Annotated in this window: 6 protein-coding genes; all 6 read right to left on the minus strand. The window is 41.0% G+C overall.

The features are described from left to right. Position 1: 1 nt before the first annotated feature. A complete protein-coding gene (locus MTF64_RS19385) occupies positions 2-7,720 on the minus strand; it encodes a non-ribosomal peptide synthetase (protein WP_248452398.1) in 7,719 nt (2,572 codons plus the stop codon). Positions 7,721-7,724: 4 nt separating this feature from the next. After that, entirely contained in the window at positions 7,725-12,959 is a 5,235-nt protein-coding gene (locus MTF64_RS19390; protein ID WP_248452399.1) for a non-ribosomal peptide synthetase, read from the minus strand. A 58-nt stretch (positions 12,960-13,017) separates the two neighbouring features. After that, positions 13,018-14,607 (minus strand): MBL fold metallo-hydrolase, encoded by a 1,590-nt coding sequence (locus MTF64_RS19395; protein ID WP_248452400.1) that lies wholly within the window; start codon positions 14,605-14,607, stop codon positions 13,018-13,020. A 35-nt stretch (positions 14,608-14,642) separates the two neighbouring features. Continuing rightward, the gene (locus tag MTF64_RS19400) at positions 14,643-15,437 is read right to left on the minus strand and encodes a homoserine O-succinyltransferase (RefSeq protein WP_248452401.1); all 795 of its coding nucleotides are present in this window, start codon (positions 15,435-15,437) and stop codon (positions 14,643-14,645) included. 81 nt (positions 15,438-15,518) lie between these two features. After that, the gene (locus tag MTF64_RS19405) at positions 15,519-17,258 is read right to left on the minus strand and encodes a PLP-dependent transferase (RefSeq protein ID WP_248452404.1); all 1,740 of its coding nucleotides are present in this window, start codon (positions 17,256-17,258) and stop codon (positions 15,519-15,521) included. A gap of 12 nt (positions 17,259-17,270) precedes the next feature. Further along, complete coding sequence (locus MTF64_RS19410; RefSeq protein ID WP_248452406.1) at positions 17,271-18,833, minus strand: NAD(P)-binding domain-containing protein; 1,563 nt, start codon at positions 18,831-18,833, stop codon at positions 17,271-17,273. Positions 18,834-21,260: the final 2,427 nt, after the last annotated feature.

Here is a 21,260-nt window from a genome sequence, read left to right on the forward strand (position 1 = left end):
GTTAGAACTCCAATTCTTCTATTTCTTTGTTATCTGATACAACGAGTGACTGCTGTATGTTTGCTATAGCCATCAGCTCTAGTTGATTTGCTAAACTAGTTAACTCTGGGAATTGAAAAATAATTTTGACAGGGCAGCTACAACCAAATTTAGTCTCTATTGCAGAAACCAACCTGATGGTCAGCAACGAGTTACCACCCAAGGCAAAAAAGTCACTTTCCTGATAAATATATGTAATATCTAAGTCCAGCAACTCCCCCCATATCTGAGCGAGTGTTTTCTCTGTATCTGAAGCTGGGCAGGCTCCTGTTTGTATATTTCTTTGAGGTGTTGGTAATGCTCTTTTATCTACTTTGCCTACAACAGTTAGAGGAAACTCTTCCATAACTACAATAAAGTCAGGATGCATATACTCTGGCAGTAAATCTCTCAACCTGTCTTTTATGGATTGCTCAATTTCAACGTTCGATATAGTCGATAAACCAGGTAATACATACGCAATCAAATACACACCATGCTCGTTGCTTTTTTGCTCTACCAATACCTGGCTAACTTCATCAAGTGCGCCAATCACTGCACTAATCTCTTCTAGCTCAATACGGTAACCACGTATTTTTACTTGTTCATCTAGTCTGCCAACATAACTAAATGATCCATCTCTTTTCTGCCTTACCAAATCTCCAGTGCGATACATCTGGCTTTTCCCGTGAGGCATAGCGGTAAATCGACGCTTAGTCTCGTCGCCGTTGTTAATATAACCTTGTGCCAAACACAGCCCATAAAGGCACAGTTCACCAATACCACCTTGTGGAATACATTCTCCAACCCCAGACAATACTACGCCATTTCTGCCAGGTAACATTTCTCCAATTGAGGTTAAGTCTTCATAAGCGCCAACTGTCGCCACCGTTGCTGTCACCACACCTTCAGTTGGGCCATAAGCATTTAATAACTCACAACGCTGGTTCAACTCGAGTTGCAGCCATTTCTCAACAGTTGTTATCGGCAAGGCTTCCCCTCCCACTACCATACGGGTCAACTGCACTTCAGGTACTCCACCGATATGAAGCCAGTGTTCAAGTAGCGCATCCAGGTACTGTGGCGTCAAATCAATCAGACTTATCTTTTCTTTAGCCAAATACCCTGTGAGTGACTGCACACTTGGTAACTCGTCACCTCTAAGATGTAGCGTTGCGCCTTGAGCTAGGGTGTATAGAACCTGCTCAATAAAAATATCAAACGTAAATGCACCAAATTGGAAGGTGTTATCTTGAGAGGTGACTTTGAAGCGCTCCGTAATCGCTTGTAGATGCTGGCTAATTGCCCCATAACTGACCGCAACACCTTTAGGGATACCCGTTGAACCTGACGTATAGATAACATACGCTGTCTGATCTGGATTTAGGTTACGAGCCGTCGCAACGGTTGATGACCGCTGTAATGCCGAGACCGAATGCAATTTAGAACAGGATACATCCGGCCTGTCGATGCCGTAGATAATACAATCTAATCGACTTTCTTTTATTATCACCGCGTTGCGCTCAGACGGCTGAGAAGGGGAAAGGGGAACAAAAGTCGCACCTGCTTTAAAAATCCCCAGTAGAGCTATTATCAATGACGCTGAACGCTCGTGGTACAAACCAACTCTATCTCCGGTTTTCACCCCAGCGTTGAGTAACCCATTGGCGATTTGGTTTGAAGCTTGATCCAATTCTCTGTAGCTCAACCCAACGTCACCACACACTAGCGCTAACTGCGAAGGTAGCTCGCCTGCAATGCGATCTAATATATCAGTAAACAAAATAGGGTGAGTTTCAAACTCTCTTGCTGCAATAGGCTTAGCAACTTGCCACGAAAGTTCTTTTAGTGAGTTAGTCGGCAACTCGCTCATTGAAAGTAATAAAGCTTGGAAAAATTCACAAACAGTCTCAGCGGCGTCCGTGCTAAACCTGCTATCATCGAATTCGAACAATACTGAAAGTTGCTCTTCTAACTCCATCGTTAAGGTCAAGGCAAAACTGGTATCATCCCGAGAGTCTATCGACTCGATTGTAACTCCAGCACTTGCAGCATATTGATCAATCGCTTTGTCGATTGGGTAATTCTCAAAGACCATCAAGCTATCAAACAATTGCCGACTTAACGCTTCTGGCGCACACTCTTGAATCTGATGCAATGGTAAATAACTGTGTTGATCGCGCGCGATACCTTCTTGATGTAGCCGCTTCAGCCATTCTTCAACCGACTCTTCAGCATCAATTAGCTGCACTACAGGTACTGTATTGATAAACAATCCCAACATTTGCTCAACACCTGCCAACTCACCAGGTCGGCCTGATACAGTAGAACCAAAGACAACAGATGACTCTCCGCTATATAAGCTCATGGTATAACCCCACGCAGCTTGTAATACAGTGTTAACCGTTGTGCCAGCTCGTTGAGCTAATTGTTGCAGTTGATTAGTTTGTTCAACACTGTAATGCTGCTTTTGACGTATCAGGCCACCAGCCTCACTACTATTAGTAGCTAGAGGCAAAGGCGTTCTTACTGATAAACCTGCAAGGCATGCTCGCCAATACGTCATCGCTGAGGCAACATCTTGTTGCTCCAGCCACTTGATATACTCTTGATAGTCGGAGCCTGTAATATTCAAGCGTGCCTCACCACCTCTTGGCACATAGGCCTGAAGCACTTGACTGAATGTAATGCCGGTACTCCAGCCATCAATCAACACATGATGATTAGTCCATTCAAAATGATAGCGCCCATTCCCTAAATCAAACAATGCCAGCCTCATCAATGGAGCATGAGAAATATCAAATTCGGCGGATTTCGCTAATTGTTGGTAAGTCTCGATATGTGATTGTTGTGTTACTTCATCTAAGTGAACTAGACAGTTTTCATGCCATTCGAGAGCGGTTTCAGGTAGTACAAGCTGATGAATGTTACCGCTGTCCAAACCAACAAAGGCAGTGCGATAAATATTATTATTCGCCACAACAGTGCTCCACGCTTGCTTAAATGCGGCGACATCAAGCCCTTGTAACAAAACGCCAATTTGCGAAATGTATGCGCCAGGCTCCAATAAACTATGGAATATCAACCCTTTTTGCATGCCTGTAGCAGGGTAAAGGTTATCTATATTTGTATGACTACTTTGCCACTGATTGAGCTCACTTTGTGTAACCCTAGCCAGAGGAAAATCTGATGGCGTATATAAAACAGAGAGTTGTGCGCAACAATGTCTAACGACCTGACTAATCCCGTCCACTATTAACGACATCAGTCTCTCAGCAGACTTGTTATCCAAACGACGAGCATCGTAATCAAGACTTAGACTCAGCTCACCACCCGAAACCATCGCTAGGAGGTTCAAAGGATGTGTCTTACGCTCCTTACTTACCATATCTCCCACAGACTCGGGGGCGAGACTAAAAACCCCTGCTTTTTCTGCTTCGGCAGCAGTCACGTTTTGATCAAACTGCCCTAGGTAGTTAATTTGTAACTCACTGTTAACACTCTCTAACTGCTTGGTTAAGTAACGTAATATGCCAAACCCAAGTCCTTTATTAGGCATTGTTCGATACTGTTCTTTTACCGCACAAACTAATGCACCGATATCGCTGCTAGATGACGAAGGCATAGACACAGACACAGGGAACACACTAGTAAACCAGCCCATGGTTCGACTCAGGTCCAATCCGCTATTCAGGACCTCTCTTCCATGCCCTTCCATATCTACACGTAGGCTTTGGTTGCCATTAAACGAATGAACACCTCGCAACACGCCAGCTAACAATAGTTCATTAAGCTGAGTCGAATAAGCGTAGTGGCTGTCACCGAGTAAACTTTCCGTTATTTGAGCATTCAAGTACTCAGTCACCTCTCCTCGACCTATTCCATTAGGGTTGTTTCCTAATAAACTTTCGACTGGCTGACTGAGCACCTCTTGCCAAAAAGGTAGCTCCTTAGCTAAGCTATCACTTTTCCCATAATCAAGTAAATACTGTCCCCAGCTTTGGAAAGAGTGGCTTTTCGCAGGTAAACTAATCTTGTTGCCCGTTTTGATATCTGCATAAAAAGACTCTAAATCTTCTAAAATAATGCGCCAAGACACACCATCGACAATCAAGTGATGGCAAACCAATAACAGGCGGCGTTGTTCCGCATTATTTCCATATAAAAGCACGGCTTTAAATACAGGACCATGAGTGATTGATAAACTACGTTGCATCTCATTTGCAACTTGAGTGATCGCTATTTCACACCACTCAGATAGATGTGTTTCCACCACACTCTGTTCTATCATGTCACTATTAAAGTGCACATAGATACCTTTTGGTGGCGAGCTCTCAAACCTTAGGCGCAACGCATCATGCACTTGGTATAACGCAGCAACCATTTGGCTCAATGTGTCTTTATTAAATGGTGAAGCCACCCGTAACATAACAGACTGATTATCATGTGAGATATCCACTAAGTCTTCAAAGAATGCGTGTTGCACAGGTAAAAGAGCTTGCTCTCCTTTGACAATTTGAACAGCTTTAGTCTTGCTAGAAACTGGCTTAGATAATGCTGTAAGCTCTTCTATTGTCGGAGCCTTAAATATGTCTTGCACTGTCACTAGCCAACCAGCCCGCTTTAGTTTGGCGACTACTTGAATAGCAATAATTGAGTCACCGCCTTGTGCAAAAAAGTTATCGGTGATGCCAAAATGCTCACTTGGTAGCAGTGACTGCCATATTTTATACAAGGCAGCTTCTGTATCAGTAGAAGGCTCCACAATATCGCCTTTTACTGAGTCCACCGTTTGTGGTACTGGAAGTGCCTTTTTGTTTACTTTACCATTAGCTGTTAACGGTAATATGTCCAGATATTCCCAGTGACTAGGAACCATATATGTAGGTAGATTTTGTTGTAACTGGTTTCGCAACACCTGCTCAGTGCTTTTCTCATCCGTCACTTGCCCACTTAAGACAACATATGCAACGAGTCTAGCTTTGCCAGAAGTATCGTCTTTGACCTGAACGGATACATCTTGCACTTCAGGTAGTTGTTGTAAGTAATGCTGAACTTCACCTAACTCAATGCGATAACCATTCAGCTTAACCTGTTCATCTGACCTGCCAGAAAATTCTATCAAGCCATCATCACGGTAACGAACCACATCACCTGTTTTATAAAGTCTTTTTTCCTCTCCCGCGATATTCACTTTAATAAACCGCTCAGCATTGATTTGTTCATTAAATAAAAAACCATCAGAAACTGTTGTTCCACCAATAAACAACTCACCACTGGTTCCAGGCAACACTAACTGTAGCTGTCCATCCAAAATATAGACTTCTACGTTTGGATATGGCTTACCTATAATAGAGACGCCTTTGGCGTAGCTCTGCTGTCTATCTGCAACAAAGTAGGTGCTATCTACGGCACACTCACTCAGCCCGTATGAATTAACCAATGTTACATCATCAGGTAACATGGCCTGTGTTCTCATGTGATCTTCAAGCAACCATGTATCCGAGCCAACAATCAGCCACTCCACCTGACCCAGTTGTTTTTTGCTGGACTCAAGGTAATCGACCAGAGGCTTCAATATGGCAGGCACAAATTCACCAATTGTCACTTTCTCACTTTCAATTAGCTGATGTAGTTGAATCGCATCCGATGCAATTTCTTGATCGCAGATAACCAGCCTACCACCTGAACAAAGCGCCCGGGTAAGATCACCAATTGAAACATCAAACCCAATTGAAGCCATTTGTAAAACAACATGGTTTTTTTTATCCAAACCGTATACTTCATTCCAGGCTAAATAGCTTGAGACAATTCCACTATTACGGGTTGCGACTCCCTTCGGTTTGCCAGTGCTACCAGAGGTAAATACGGCATAAAGATATGGGTTATCTATATGCAACTGTTCTGATTGACTGTTAAACCCTCGTGAAAAAGCCTTAATTTCGTCCGTTGTTGCTTGAACATCTAACAAACATTTTCCAATACCCTCACTCGGTAACAGTGTTTCAAGCGCAGAGACCGAAAGGACTAATTTGCAGGCAGTATTCTGGATAATTTGCTGCAGCCTTGCTGTAGGCGTTGTGTCATTAACTGGAAGATAAATCGCTTTTATTTTTAGCAACGCCAAAAATACGATCGGCATATTTAATGCTCTGGGTGTGCAAACAATGACATAATCTTGAGGCTTCACTCCTTTGCTCACCAGATAGTTAGCCAGCTGATTAGCCTGACTATTCAGCTCTTGATAGGTAAGTTGCTGACCATTGTGTGAAACTGCAACTTCATTCGCTTTGTTTGTTGCCACAGCTTCAATAAGTGCAACCATGTCTTCGTTACACCGCCATTCCCTTTGCGCTTTTTCGGCAATAGCAAGCTGCTCCGAAACCATACTGTTAGAAAAGCAGTGAGTTGTTAGGTAATCGTTTTCTGGACTCTCCAAAATGTCACTTAAACAATGGCCGTAACACTGCACCACACGCTCGGCGATTGCTTCACCAAATTGGGATTTGTCGACTTGCAGTGTCACACTTAGTTGCCTTGATGGCATCAGGTTAACGGCACAATCAAACGGGAAGTCATTGATTTCTTCTACATTGGCGCCTGACACATTGATCGCATCAATTGACTGAATTTCCTGGTAGTTATGAAAGTGTGTAAACGTAAAACAGATATCAGTAAGTGGAGAGCCATGTTTTTTAACTAACTCATAAAATGGGTAGCGCCTGTGTTTTTGCAATTCCCCGTGGCGCTGTTTGACTCTTTGAAATAAAGTGTACCAACTCTCTGACTGCAAATTTATGTTTATTGGCAGACTATTAACAAACAGCCCTACCACTTTGTCACCTTCACTGGACTCAAGGCGCCCGTTGCTCGTCAAGGCAGAAGTGACATTTGTTGTATTAAACACATAGCTTAACACACGCATATGGACAGCCAGCAGTATATGTTGAATATGGACACCCGCCGCCTGAGCTATCTCTTGTAGCTTAGCCACTTGTTGAAAATCATAAGTTTTGACTGATTTAACGATGTTCATTTCGTCAAAGCTGCGCTCTTGGTTTGCAGCCTTAGCGCCGTTAAAAGATAGATATTCGATATCAGCTAGCTGTTCTTGCCAAAATTGTTGAGCCTCTGCATTACTAACACTATCCAGCTCAGCTTTAACGAAGTGTTTAAATGAAGATTTATATTTGATTACAGGTGCCAACGCTTCTTCATTGAGTAATTTGCGATAATCTCCAAGTAACCCACCAATAATATTAGCCATGCTCCAACCATCAAACAGTATATGATGAGCATCAATGAGCAGAGTAAAGCTGTTTTGCTTAGGGATAATGGTACAACGAAATTGAGTAGGTGCAGACAAGTCAAATTTATGTGCCAATAGTTCCTTTTTCAGCTTGTCCAAATCACAACAAGGTTCAGTGATCTCACTTAACCTTATTTTACCTGATTGATACACCAGCTGCATTGGTTTTGAAAAAGAGCTGAAATCAAAAGAAGTACGCAATAATGGATGCTGCTCAATTTGCCTTTGTAATGATTGAGTAAAAGCATCTGCGCGCCAAGCTGTCTCCACCTCCAACTCGAACAAATCATGGTAAATGGCCGATTCAGAAAACCGCTGACAATAGGTGTATATACCTGCCTGTACGTAACTTAACGGATAAACATCAATTATTTTATTAGTTTTAGAATTCATTGTTTTACTGCTGTATATCTTCCATTGAACCAAGGGCGGCTATGTCATCCTCTGACAACATTTCAAAGCTCACTTCTTCGTCCTCTTCCTGCAGCTCTTGCTCTGTTACTTTTTTACTTAACTCTGCAATTGTGCTGTGTTCGAACAGATCTGCGACCGTAAATAACACCCCAGCCTTTTCTGCTTGTGCGACAACCTTTACCGCGTGGATTGAATCGCCACCTAGCTCAAAGAAGTTACTGTTGATACCAATTGCGCTCTGACTAAACACTTCTCGCCAGATCTGGACCATTTTTTCTTCTTTGCTTGAACGGGGAGCAAGTAGATCCGTTGGCGCATCATCCATCTGGATAGAAATATCAAGTAGCGCATTTACATCAACCTTTCCATTTGGCAGCTTTGGCCACTGCTGAAGAAAAACATAGTGTTTAGGAATACACGAGCGAACAAGGTGATCAAGTAAGCGCCCTCTAACTTCCGTCTCATTAGGAGGCACCAAATTCGTACAATGTATGAAAGCAACTAGCTCTCCATTTTTTTGTAAAACTTTTACTGCCTGAAGTTGAGTTACTTTAGTTAAAGCCTGCTCAATTTCAGAAACTTCAATTCTGATGCCATTGATTTTTAACTGCTCATCCTTGCGTCCGACAAACACTAATTCACGGTTGTTATTCCATTTTACGATATCTCCAGTGCGAAATAATTTTTCGCTACTCACAGCTGGTATATCAAGAAACTTTTGCTTATTGATCTGAAGTAGGTTTTTATAGCCTGCCGACACCCCGCTCCCTGCGATAAACAACTCGCCCTCAACATTGATAGGACAAGATTTAAGCTCTTCATTCAAGACATAAACTGTTGCGTTCTGAATTGGCTTGCCAATAGGTAAATTGACAACATCAGGGTTAAGTAAAAGTTCCTTATCCAGAACGCAAGCGACTGAAATATCTGTACACTCAGTTGGGCCATATATATTAGCAACCGAGCACTGGCACACAGTACTTAGCATCCATGATGTCAGTTGGCTCGCATCTATTTTTTCGGCACCAAGAGCCAGCACTTTTAAGCTTTTTAACTCACAAAACTCGTTTTTCTCAGCATGGTGAATGACTGGATAAATGAAGCTTGGTACACAATTGATGATTTCTACCTGCTGCTGAGAAATCAACTCTACTATTGTACTAGGTTCAAAAATTGAAAGGTCAGGGATTACAACTCTAGCGCCACTCATTAGCGGTGAAAATATGTTCTTCAACGACGCATCAAAGCCAATTGGAATAGGCTGCAATACAACACTGCCAACTTCCATTTGAGTAAACTCTTGATACCAAGAATTTAAGTTGAGAAAGTTACTATGACTGACTTGTACACCTTTAGGCTGCCCAGTTGAGCCTGACGTGTACAATAAGTAACAAGGAGCATCACCATCGCACACTGTATTAAGGTTTTCCGTCGGTTCATCATGGACAATGGACAATGTGGCCTCTATCTCAACCAGTGCTCCAAGGTAATCAGAAAATAGCTCATGCTTAGCATCTTCAGTTACAATCAAGTCACAATGGCTATCCGCAACTATGTGCTTTAGCCTGTTTATTGGATAGGTGGTGTCTAATGGAACAAAGCATGCCCCTGTTTTCATCACGGCCAACAATACCTTGGCCTGCAAGGCACTGTTTTTTATATGTACACCAACGAAACTCCCCTCACCATTACCGATATCAGCCAAAAAGTGAGCCAATTGATTCGCTTGCTCATTAACTTCGCTGTATCGACATTGGCTTGATTTATCTACCAAAGCGATATTCTGAGGGTGTTCAGCTGCCATCTTTTCAATTACAGGCACAATACCATTGCCTAAGCTCAATAAGTCTAATTCTTGCCCTCTATGTAAACCCTGATACTCAGCGTTTTGTGTGCTTGCCAGACAAAGAGCTGCCACTTTTTTCTCTGCCATGTCCGCCACATCAAAAAGAAGACTCAGGTAGTCATCTAACATACGAATCACTGACTCATGCTCAAATAAGTCAGTGTTAAAGTGAAGATCAACCGAGTATTGATTTTCTTGGTTTTCTTCTAAACACAGAGTTAAGTCGTATTGCGCAAGCTGAATTCTTCTGTCAGCCATCGCAGTGTCAATGCCATTTAAATTCATTTCATTGGACACTGATTTGTTGAGTAGAAACTTCACCTGAAATATAGGCGAGTGTTGCTGCTCTCGAATTAGCTCTAGGCTATCAACCAATTGTTCAAATGGCATATCTTGATGTTTCAATGCCTTATGTAGTATCTGGCGGTTAGCTCTTAAGTGTTCAATAAAATTAGCTTCTTCATCCATCTGCTTGCGTATCACTAACTGATTGACAAAAAACCCCATAACTTCATTTACCAGTCCGCCCGCTCGGTTTGCGACATCAGTGCCAATCACAATGTCTTTTTGTCCAGATAACCTCGAAAGTAAAATCTGAAATACAGATAGTGCAGTTACAAACAGCGTAGTATTGTTACTCTTGCTTAAGGCATTCAGGTTGTCCAATAAAGACTGCTCTAACGGTCTACTGACTTTGGCACCATTAAAACTCTGTTTAATTGGTGCTTTTTTATCAAACGGTAAAGAAATCCGACTAGGGATCCTGTCCAGCTCTTGACGCCAAAACTGAGTATTAACTTCCATTTGTGTCGCATACTTTGGCGAATGCTGGCCTTGAGAATATGTCCTATAGCTAGAAAGTTGCAGAGGTGCCGAAGCCTGCTTTCCTGCACTTAGTGCATTGTAAAAATCAGATAACTGACTCAAAAATAGCTTGAGAGACCATGCATCTGCGGCAATGTGGTGAATATTGAAAAGCAAGTGGTACTTAGCAGGGCCAACCTTCGCTAGCTTTAATATAAAAATCGGGGCTACATCTAAACTAAATTGGTGTTCAAAAACTTCTTTTCTTAGTGCTGACAACTGATTATAGGCAGTACCTTCACCTCCATTAGATAAATCAATAATTTCTACCAGGTACTGACAATCACTATTCACCTTTTGCATAATTTCACTGTCAATTAGATGATAGGAAGTTGTTAAAATTGCGTGCTGCTTAACTAATAAATTAATCGCTTGTTGGAATGCCTCAGTGTCTAGCTCTCCAGTCAAAGTTAGCTCAACAGGAATGGACATAGTTTTAGCCTGTTCAGGAAGTTGGCACTGTAACCAAATTCTCTTTTGTGCAAATGAAGCTAGGCATGGTTCATTGTTTTGTTCGGTAATTTGTTCAATGCTTTGAGCTGGTGCTGCACTCAGTTTTGATTCATTCACTGCAATAACGTGATCTAAAAAGTTATCTAAGCTATCGCAGTTTAAAAGGCTTTCAAGCTCAAGTGCTAGCTCAAAACTTTCGTTTAGAGCAGAGATAACTTTCGCCGCATCTAACGAGTCACCACCGTTTTCATAGAGGCTTAATGACAAGGATGATATTTGCCTGCCCAATACCTTTTCTATTTTTTGAAGGTAGTCATGTTTGGGGTCAGAAACGGTTAGCAGGTTATGTTCAGGCATGTCATGCGACGTCTCCATAAGCACTTCCAACTTAGTGGATTCGAACTTTTGTTTGGCTAGTGCTCTTTGAATTTTTCCACTTGAAGTTTTTGGTAACTGTCCATGTTTTACCAGTACAACTTCGGCCACTAAACCAAAAGCTTGTGCAATAGCATGTTTGATTTGATTTGAGACATCTTTGCAATCGATCTTTTTTCTCCAGCGTGGATGCACTTCTTGCAATACAACAATACTTGCTTCACTACTTTGTTGCGTTTGAAACGCAGCTGCTGTTTTTAACAATCCATCATGGCTCGACCAACTAACACATTCGATATCTTGTGGATAATAATTCTGTCCCTTAGTAATAAGAACATCCTTCAAACGTCCAGTAACAACCACTTTACCGTCGCTAACAAAACCTAAATCTCCAGTTTTCAGGTAAGGTCCATTGCCACACGCAGAATATGCTTGGAATACCTCTTGTGAAAGTTCTTCTCTCCCCCAGTACCCCGGTGCAATGCTAGGGCCTGCTACCCAGATTTCGCCTACTTCACAATCTGGTAATATAGAGTGCGTTTCTGTATCAACAACAATTAGGTGATGAGAAGGAGCAACCTCACAACAATTAACCAGCGTTTTGCTGCTGAGGTTCTCGGTAGCCTTAGTTGCCTTATTTTTTAGCAATGTAGCTTCATCGTAAGCTTCAGCAATATTGAATTTACTTGCTGAGCCACCACTAATAAATACTGTAGCCTCCGCCATGCCATATGCCGGAAAAAAGCTCTCATAGTTAAAACCACAAACCGCAAACTTATCATGGAAATTTGATAGCGTTTGTTCATTTATAGGTTCTGCCGCGTTATAAGCTATTCGCCAACTACTTAAGTCCAAATTGGCTAGGTGACCGTTATTGATTGCATCAATGCAATGCTCATAGGCAAAGTTAGGAGCACCACCCACTGTCGCTTTATATTGGGTAATTGCTTCAAGCCAACGAACTGGAGACTGGATGAATCGAGTTGGAGCCATCAGTACTGACGTCGCGCCTAGATAAGCAGGCAATAACACTGCAGTCACTAACCCCAAGTCATGGAATAATGGAAGCCAGTTTGCAAATACATCATTATGACTCGCATTTGAGTTGTATTTTAACGCTTCTAAGTTAGCAACCACATTACGATGGCTCACCACTACACCTTTAGGGTCGCCCGTGGATCCAGAGGTATATTGAATAAAAGCGATATCGTCCAAGTTTGGCATATCGCGTAGAAGCCCTTCGTCAGACATCAACTCAGCTCCATCAAAAATTTCTATATTTTGATTTCCATCAGCCGCGAATGAGTCAATTAAGCTAGACTTGAGCGCGCTCGAAGTTAAAGCACAGCTTGACTTACAGTCTGAAACTACTTTGCTAATTCGGTCAGTTCTTTCTTTAGGGCGTGGAGGATAAAGCGGAACCGCGATCACATTGGCAAAAAAACAAGCAAATAATAACTTTATATACTCCATTCCAGGCGGGCACAAAAGCAATACCCGCCCCCCTTTTGGCGTCTTAGCGGCAAGCCCACTTGCAATTCTTTTCGCATCAGAAACCAATTGACCAAAAGTAATCTTACTTTCAGTTTCAGATAAAAAAATGAAACTGATTTTTTCTTTTTTATCGGTTAATTGACTTTCTAAAACGTCTATAAGTGTTTCGTTAAAGTTATTATTCACTTCAAAGCTCCATTTTTTACTCTGGTGAGAGCAACAACTGCGCACCAGACTAAAACATCTATAAAATTATTTGCTTGTAACCGCTTAACAGCTGTGATGTGCGCTGCTTGTTTTCACAGTAGTTAACCAATTTTCTGGCTTCTACTAGTTGAAGGTCGTCATCGTGATATGAAATCCCCATAAAGTATTTGTACCAAGGCTCTAGTCCCAAGGCATAAATATAGACTTGGCTGGGATTAAAAACGTCGACAAGGTGACTGGCTGCGGCAAAGTCGGATCCATTAAAGCGTCTGCTTTCATTCACTTCCTGACTGATCGTTTGGGTGAGCAAACCCCCATATAACCACTTCAGAGGACCTCCTGTGCATTCCATGCCAATAAAGAGCACGTCTACATCACCAATGATTTCTTTTAACCTCAAATAAAGTTGTTTATCCAAATTTGAGGAATCTGCCGCCACTAATACCTTTTTTCCCTGGATTTGGATGAGCCAGGCCGACTTGCTTCTGATGTTGACATCAGCGTGCTCACCTAAAAATGGTACAGACAATATATGCCCCTGATTAACTGGAATATGCTCCAGATCCTCAACTTCAAGCACAGATTGGAATCCCAACTCTTTTAACATTAACTTCATTGATGGATCGGCCAAGTTGCCACTGTTATTTTTAGGCACAACAATGTGTTTAACCTTATGTTTGAGCTGTATTAATGTCTCCAAACATAAATGATCCATATGTGTATGGGTGATCAAGACATAGTCAATCTGTGGAGGAAGATCTTCAAAAGTCACTTTATTTTCAACATCATCATTTTTGTAGGCGATGACAGGGTCAACCATGATGTTGCAACCTTCTGACTCCACTAATACCCCAGCATGACCTGTGTGGGTGATTCTCAGGCCAGCCCCAAGGTAAGATTCCGCTTTCTTTGGAGCCTCTTCTGTAAACAGCTCTTCAACCTTCAGGCCGCCTTCACAGCCCAAACCGTCAAATAAGGCTTGAATTTCCCTTTCCGATAATGGCGTTTCACGAGATTTAAAGAGAGTCTGTGTGAATGCATCATCAAATGGGACTTTAATATGGAGGTGATTATCGTCAGCAAGCCTAGGGGTACTTAATACAAATGGCCTGTTGTCACTGGCCAAATTCCCCAAGCTTACAGTTTGAGCGTGTTTTTTATAAATAGGAGTAAGGTAGAGTAAACTCTCAATAAACCTAAATGAAGGCTGATTATTTAGATCGTAATGTAGTTCTACAAGCCCTTGTAGAGGCTCTGGAATATGCTCATACATTGACTCTAATGACAGCCCTCGCGCATCACTTTGTAACATATGATCAAGCTGACGAATTGCATTAGTAAATTCTATTAAATCTGCATGCTCTGACTTTGAGTGTTCGATTAAGGCTTTAACATCTCCACTGCGCTCTGGAGGCAAGTTGACAAATGCACTTCCCACCATAGCATCACTCTTTAGCGACTTGGCGTGGATTTTAGCATTGACGACAAATGACGACATTGACCTAAGGTGTAAATTGGTTAGATTCATCGCCGCCTGTGCTGGTGCTAATAGGTAAGGCCACATGAACCAGTTGTTGAATAAAGGCTCGAAGTAAATACTCCCCTTTAAATAATATTGACGTTCCATTTCTTGTTCCAATAGTAAATAGTTTATGAACTTTGCTAATGCTCAATGATGCTGCTTTGCTCTTGTCGCAGCCACGAGCCAAAGAAATTCTTTGAGTCTTCTTTCCAGCATGGTGAATGCGTTTGAATGCAGTAGTTTTCAGGTAATGATTGCAGTTCTTTGCCTTTTTCGGTATCTCTTATCCACTCATTCTTTAGTCGTTCTGGTGCATATTCAAAATGACCTAAAGACATAAGGACATTACCGTTTTGAGCTGACACTAGCGAAGGGCCGACCTCGGAGGACGTTGCATGTACAGTGATCTTTTGTTCTGATTGAGCTCTACTTACACAAGACTCGCTAAATATCGCAGCGATACTGAAGGGACTTAATAAATAATCGTGAGGCTCAAATAAGCCACTATTACTCTTAGTAATTTTTTGTTGATATACACCAAATACTTTTTTATCTAAATTGGCTTTTTTTATGCCAATGACTTGAGCGACAGCTAGTGCCCCCCAGCAAATACCTAGTAATTTGATTTTTTTACTCAGACAATGAGTAATGACGTTTCTTAACTCAACCCAGTATTGGATTTCATTAAATTCCAGATGCTCAACTGGCGCTCCAGTTACAATCACAGTGTTAATTTGCACATCAGTTTCAAATAACTCATCGATATATGAGTAATAGGAAGGCAAAGATTCACTTCCTTTCTCTCTGTATACCTTAGTCCGCAGCTTAGCCCACTTAATAGAGTCCTTAGACACTCCACTTTCGTAGAGCGCCTCACGCATCTCTCTTTCGTAAGTTTGTATATCTGGCATTAAATTGATAACAACTACACTCATAACCTTTCTTCTTATTTTTATAATTACTCTAGGTTTGACAGATACATTTGTTTATAATTGAAAGTATCTTTAGCCCTAAAATCATTGTTCCAATAGAACCCTTTGATGCATCGCTATCGTGGTGTCTAAAATTAATTGTTTGAGCTCGTCATCCGACATGAATGCCTCGGAGAACCCTTCGCATAATGGATCGATAAAAGAAGCACTAACATAGCGGAAATGGGTCGCAAGTTCATAAGGGCTGTTACATCCAACCGATAACCTTATAGTGGTTGCAGTGATACCTGCTTGTTGTAGAGCCAATTCATCCATTTCAGAGTGAGAAGTGAGCGCTGGGCATAAAGCGATAGTATTAATTTGTCCTAAACTGACCATTTGTGAAAACAAAGGCTCAAGGCTATCTAAAAATGCACTAAATGCTGTGGCAGAAATATTGACCAGTTCTAAATCAAAAGAAAACAGTGGTGCAGGCATCGCACAACGGAAGTGTTCACTTAGAATCTTTTTCTGTTCATCTGTTGAGATAAGCGGTGAATTGACACGGATAAACCTATTTGAGGCCAGGTAACTAGTCAAAACGGTAGTATTGATCGCCTTTTTCAGCATCCTAAGCTCAAGCGTTTTCAATCCGTTTAATACTTCACTACAGCCTTCAGATGACAAAAAACCACCTTTTATATAATAGACATCCCAAAATAAAGTTTCATTCCAGTTGACCCCATTTTGCTGATGACCTTTTGGCACAAACATCCGATGTGTTTCACCAATAACAACCCCACCAATGACGTTGCCATGCCCAGAAATATCCTTAGTATAGCTGTGCACTACAAAGTCAGGACGTTTTTCTTTTCGGCTATGACTTAGTGGTCGATACAATGCAGGCGTCGCAACTGTGCTATCTAAGATCACCAGTAGATCGCTTGCGTGTGAAACCTCACAAATTCCAGCTACATCAAGTAACTTTCCATGAGGGTTACACGGTGATTCAAGATATACATGAACTTGGCTGCCAGCCTCGATGTCTTCACGATAGTTATGCTTGACTGTATTCAGAAAGTCATAAAATTCAGTCGCTGACTCACCATCAAACCACTCAATTTTGCAATTTAAACGCTTAGGGTGCGCAAAATAGTCAACGAGCAGCTGATACACACCACCGTACACATGGCGACTAACAATCAGTATATCATTGTATTTTAATATGTTAGACAATATTGCTTCTATTGCTGCCATACCACTATTAAAGTTGTATGCCATATATTGACCGCTATATTGACCCGCTTCCAATTCAACCATCTTTAGCGCCAGAATAATTGAAGTAGGGTTCATCAGCCTTGAATAAATGTGATGTGTCGGCTCGTTTCCTTTAAATGCCTCCGCAGCAACTTCTGTAGAAGCAAATGTATAAGTCGCGGTTTTTGCAACTACAGGTGAGGAAGAAAATAACGCTGGAACATTCGCAGCAATGTTAGCTAAGTCCACAGATTGCGTTCCACTATCAACCAACTTCGATGAAAGAGATCTAAATGTTGGGTGCAAGTCATGAAGCAGCTTTGCCATTTCAAAGGATATCATCTTTTTGGCATTGAACAGTGACTGCACTTCGCTCCGTTCAAATGACTCTAAAGCATCCACTATATGTTTTTGTAAAGCATAAGAAACTTCACTTGCAGATGAAATCTTTTCTAACAACTGCTCGACCAGTTGACCGCTTTTACTTTGTGGCTCAATTCCTAAACTTTCAAGTTTACGTTTTTTTGAAACAGTGATTGTGTCCACTTTGTTTTCAGACAAATGTGTCTTAAAGGTTTTATCAGACATAATTTTATTATTTTAATTAGCTAATGTTTGATTATTGTTCTTACTGAATAACCGCGAGACTCTCGCTGCCGCTAGCAAAAAGCTAACTACTAATGTTCTTTCAAACGAAGAGGCAACTGGCAGCTTACGAATAATGTACTTTGACTCGCTGGGTGTTGCACCAACACCACTGATTCGGTAAAAGTTGGCGAGATGGCTGCCAAACCACATTTTATAAGCAAGTTCAGGCTCTAGGTACCATTTCACTTTTGGGGAGCACCCGATGAGTTCTGCCATCGAGTGCATAAACTGATGATAATTGAGCAACCCCTTGAGTTGTCTACTTTGTGAAAACATAGACTCTTCCAGTTCTCTGTCTACACGAATCAACCTTGTTAACTCTGAATGCTCAGGGAGTGAGACATTACCAACTAAAAGCTGAGCCAAATACCTTGCTTGCATTTCAGAGCATGCTGGAACTCCGCCTTGGGCAGGTCTTGCCCAACCTATAAAGGATAAAGTAGGACCAATTTTAGGATCAATCATATGCTTATACAGTTCTCGCACACTATCAAATTGAGAGATGGTGTTTATAAAAGAGAAATCTTCAGCGTACCCAGTATTCTGAATTACGATGTCGGCTTCAACAAAACTTCCATCGGCAAGTCGAAGACCGTCCTCTTCCATCGTCTCTATCTCACTTACGACATGTGTGAGCTTTCCCGCAGCAACATCGTCAATGAAAGTATCATTTTTGGTCAAGAATCGATTAAAAAACTTGGGAGAGTTAAGAACGTACTGAAAGTAAATACGTTCTTTCTTTGAAAGTTTGTTATTAAAAGTCAAATTCCACTTTGCTTTAAAACGCATAAATGAGTTAGCAAACTCAACGCCCAGCTCATTAAAGGCCCGTGAAGTAAAAGCATCGTTAGTGTACTGGTTGATCCATCTTGCGACAACAGATGGCCAGTCTCTTGTAATCAGTGACGTAGACTTGGCAAACGCTGATACTTCATGAGCAATATCAACACCAGACTCTCCCCCTCCAATACACACAACTCTTTTCCCCTTCAAACTTTCCAGTTTTTGGTATTGACTTGTATGTATGATTTCGCCTTTAAATTTATCCTGTCCCGGAAAGCAAACTTGATTAGGAACTCGGTTTGTTCCAGTGCAAACAACCACGGCATGAAAATACTGCTGAGAAACCTCTCCAGATAGATTCTTGACTGTTACAACGTAGCCTTCTCCACCTTCGCGCCTTTCAACATTTATAACAGTCATTCCATAGTGGATATTTTCCGCCAGAGAAAAGGTACTCACATACTTTTCCAGATACATCTCATACTCATGAGGGGTCCAATACCTTCGGCCTTCGGACGAAGTCACAGGCAGCGCAGAATAAGCCATAAAGTAGTTGGAAACAGTGAGTAGCATCGACCCATATGTCTTTCCAGACGAACTGCTTTTAGACAATGCGCCACCAAAACCATTACTCTTTTCGAAACAGGTTACATTCAAGCCAACCTCTTTCAATTCCTTAACTGTGCAAAGCCCAGATAGACCTGCACCTAAAACACAGACGTTACTATCCATTTTAATCCTTTACTTTTTTATTATTAATTCAAGAGATAGTTATATGAAACTACATCTATACTTTTGGTATTATCGCATAATACTAATAGCTGATTAACAAGCGCACCTTTGTCGAGAGCGACTTATACAACAATGCATCTTGATAACAATATGTTTATTTTTGTGATGAATTGAATGGTTTAAAAGACGAAGCTTACTATCAGCATTTAGGAGAAAGGGTTCCTCAAACAACTTAGATAAATAAGTTGCACCTAGGATGGTAAATCGTTTACATACCCAACTAACAAAACTACTTACTACTAATTGAGTTAATTCGACAGAAACTTTGGTCGCGAGATCCTGAATCACGTTTTTGAAACGTAAACTACATTTTGTGCAGCCCTGCTCACTCCTTAATGTAGTATCCATTTTGCCTTAAGTCCCTTCCCAACAAATACAAGCCGTTAACAATCAAAGTATCTATTTAACATTGTTACATCATAGCGCAAAAATTTTACTAAGCAACCCCGCTAGAGCATAAATCAAATTAAGGCATCAAAAGCATAAGCCATTACCCTATAAAAGTTGATGGAGGCCGTTCTAATTAAAGCTCTATAACCTGCGGCTTTATCAGCATCTGAGCAGAACTATGCCATCAAAACTACGAGCTCCCTGACCGGAAAGTGACGTGATTTGAGATTCAAGTTCAACTAGGGATTGTGAACAGACTGATCAAGCTGGCCATCATTAATCATAGAATCTTTACTCTCGTTACTGATAAATGAGCTGTTGGATCACTTTAATGAAGAGGCGAAACTTTCTTTTGAATTAATCAACTTAAACAACGCTGAGTAGAAAACCAAACTTATTATTCATAGTGAATCGACATCAGGCAGCTACCTCATTCGGATTTCGTTGAGTGCCATTCAAGAGGCGATATGAAATCGGATAGTATTGAATCATACTCTTCACAGGCAAAAGAAATTGTTGCGGCCAGTAACGTACGCGATCGATATGTATCACAGTGCATCAGTCTAGTCTTCTGATCACCGGAAATTATCAAGCGAGTATTCAGAGGCGATATCCCACATGATCCTGATACTAAAAAACTGAAGTCAGGTGTCCCTGTCAAGAAAAAACAAGAAGCGCTTTTCTCATTAGCCGCAATCCCATCCACAGCTCCCTAGCCCTATAATTTAATAGCGATTAACTGCTGCCTCTTTTTCACACTGCACGCTACCAAACCATCACAGAAGGCTTAAAAACAAGCACCATAATAGCAGTGTGAGACAAATACAGAGATATGGGCATTGGAACGAAAAAAGGCTTACCGTAGAGATGATAAACCTAATTCTCATAGTTACTATCCTTTTGATTTACTGACGCTTAATCGATTTTACTAAGCGAATCTTGGTACAGAAATTAATATGGAGGTATAATTAAACACTCAGACTTTTGTGCTAATGACGTTAAAACTAACGCAAATAATTCAAGATGTATGGACTCCTTTTTCCTGAGGAGGTACAGTTATTAATCCGACAAAAGATTAATGTAAAATGTGACCCATCTGACTTTTTCTTCCGCTCACATGACTTTTTGAAGCCAGCTCATTTTAGTTCCTTTTTAAAACTTCTTGTGAAGCTATAACAGTAGGCCTCTAACTTGAAAAACAGTGATCTGTTTATTCTATCTATATCAGCGGTATTTTAAGTACTCATCGTATTGACGCTATAGTTCCAACCAAGTAGCACTTATTTTAGTCGCTATACCTAGCTGCTCCGCAAGCACTAGATCAACGGTCAAATTAGCACCCATAAATAGTTCTAATAACTCAACATTGATATTTAATAGAGAAGCTATGTCTTACATACTCTTATAGGTAACGTTACTAAGGCAACGTCGTTTAAAAACCTTGAAGGATACTCACAGAAGCCACTACCTTTTCGTTTTCTAAACTTTAATTCACTGATGAGAACTATAGCTGAATTATTGATAAAACTAAGTTTACTTATGTCGCTCATACAATCTCCATAAGGTAGCTATACTGATCGCACAACAAATTAAAAAACCTATTTTTCTGCTCGATTGGGAGCTCATAGATGCTCATTTACACCCTGAACCTCCCTCTAGTGGCCGGTGATGAGTAAATAATTTCCTACACATATAACCATTTGGATTAAGTATCAAACACTGTTTTAGAACAATCTAAATACACATCATATCGTTTGGCGAGCCGATTCTACGCCTTTATTTGAAAGCGAGCTTTCATTTAAGCCAATCCATGCCTCTATGCGATCGCCATTAGCATGAGCCTATTTTAATAGCTGATGCAATCAGCATTTATTACTACGGCATTGTTTTCGTATTGTATTTGTAGTGGCATAGTTAATTTGGCCACCCATTAAGAAAGAAATGTTATGCTAATAAGCATACAAATTTGGGTGAAAA

Origin of the sequence: Pseudoalteromonas sp. 2CM41L (genome assembly GCF_023161905.1) — a bacterium.
In the GTDB taxonomy this organism is placed as follows: Bacteria; Pseudomonadota; Gammaproteobacteria; order Enterobacterales; family Alteromonadaceae; genus Pseudoalteromonas; species Pseudoalteromonas atlantica.

What these genes read in the sequence shown, in the direction of transcription:
- MTF64_RS19400 (WP_248452401.1), bottom strand. Translation starts at nt 15,437, where the DNA reads ATGAGTGTAGTTGTTATCAATTTAATGCCAGATATACAAACTTACGAA.
- MTF64_RS19385 (WP_248452398.1), bottom strand. Translation starts at nt 7,720, where the DNA reads ATGAATTCTAAAACTAATAAAATAATTGATGTTTATCCGTTAAGTTAC.
- MTF64_RS19410 (WP_248452406.1), bottom strand. Translation starts at nt 18,833, where the DNA reads ATGGATAGTAACGTCTGTGTTTTAGGTGCAGGTCTATCTGGGCTTTGC.
- MTF64_RS19395 (WP_248452400.1), bottom strand. Translation starts at nt 14,607, where the DNA reads ATGGAACGTCAATATTATTTAAAGGGGAGTATTTACTTCGAGCCTTTA.
- MTF64_RS19405 (WP_248452404.1), bottom strand. Translation starts at nt 17,258, where the DNA reads ATGTCTGATAAAACCTTTAAGACACATTTGTCTGAAAACAAAGTGGAC.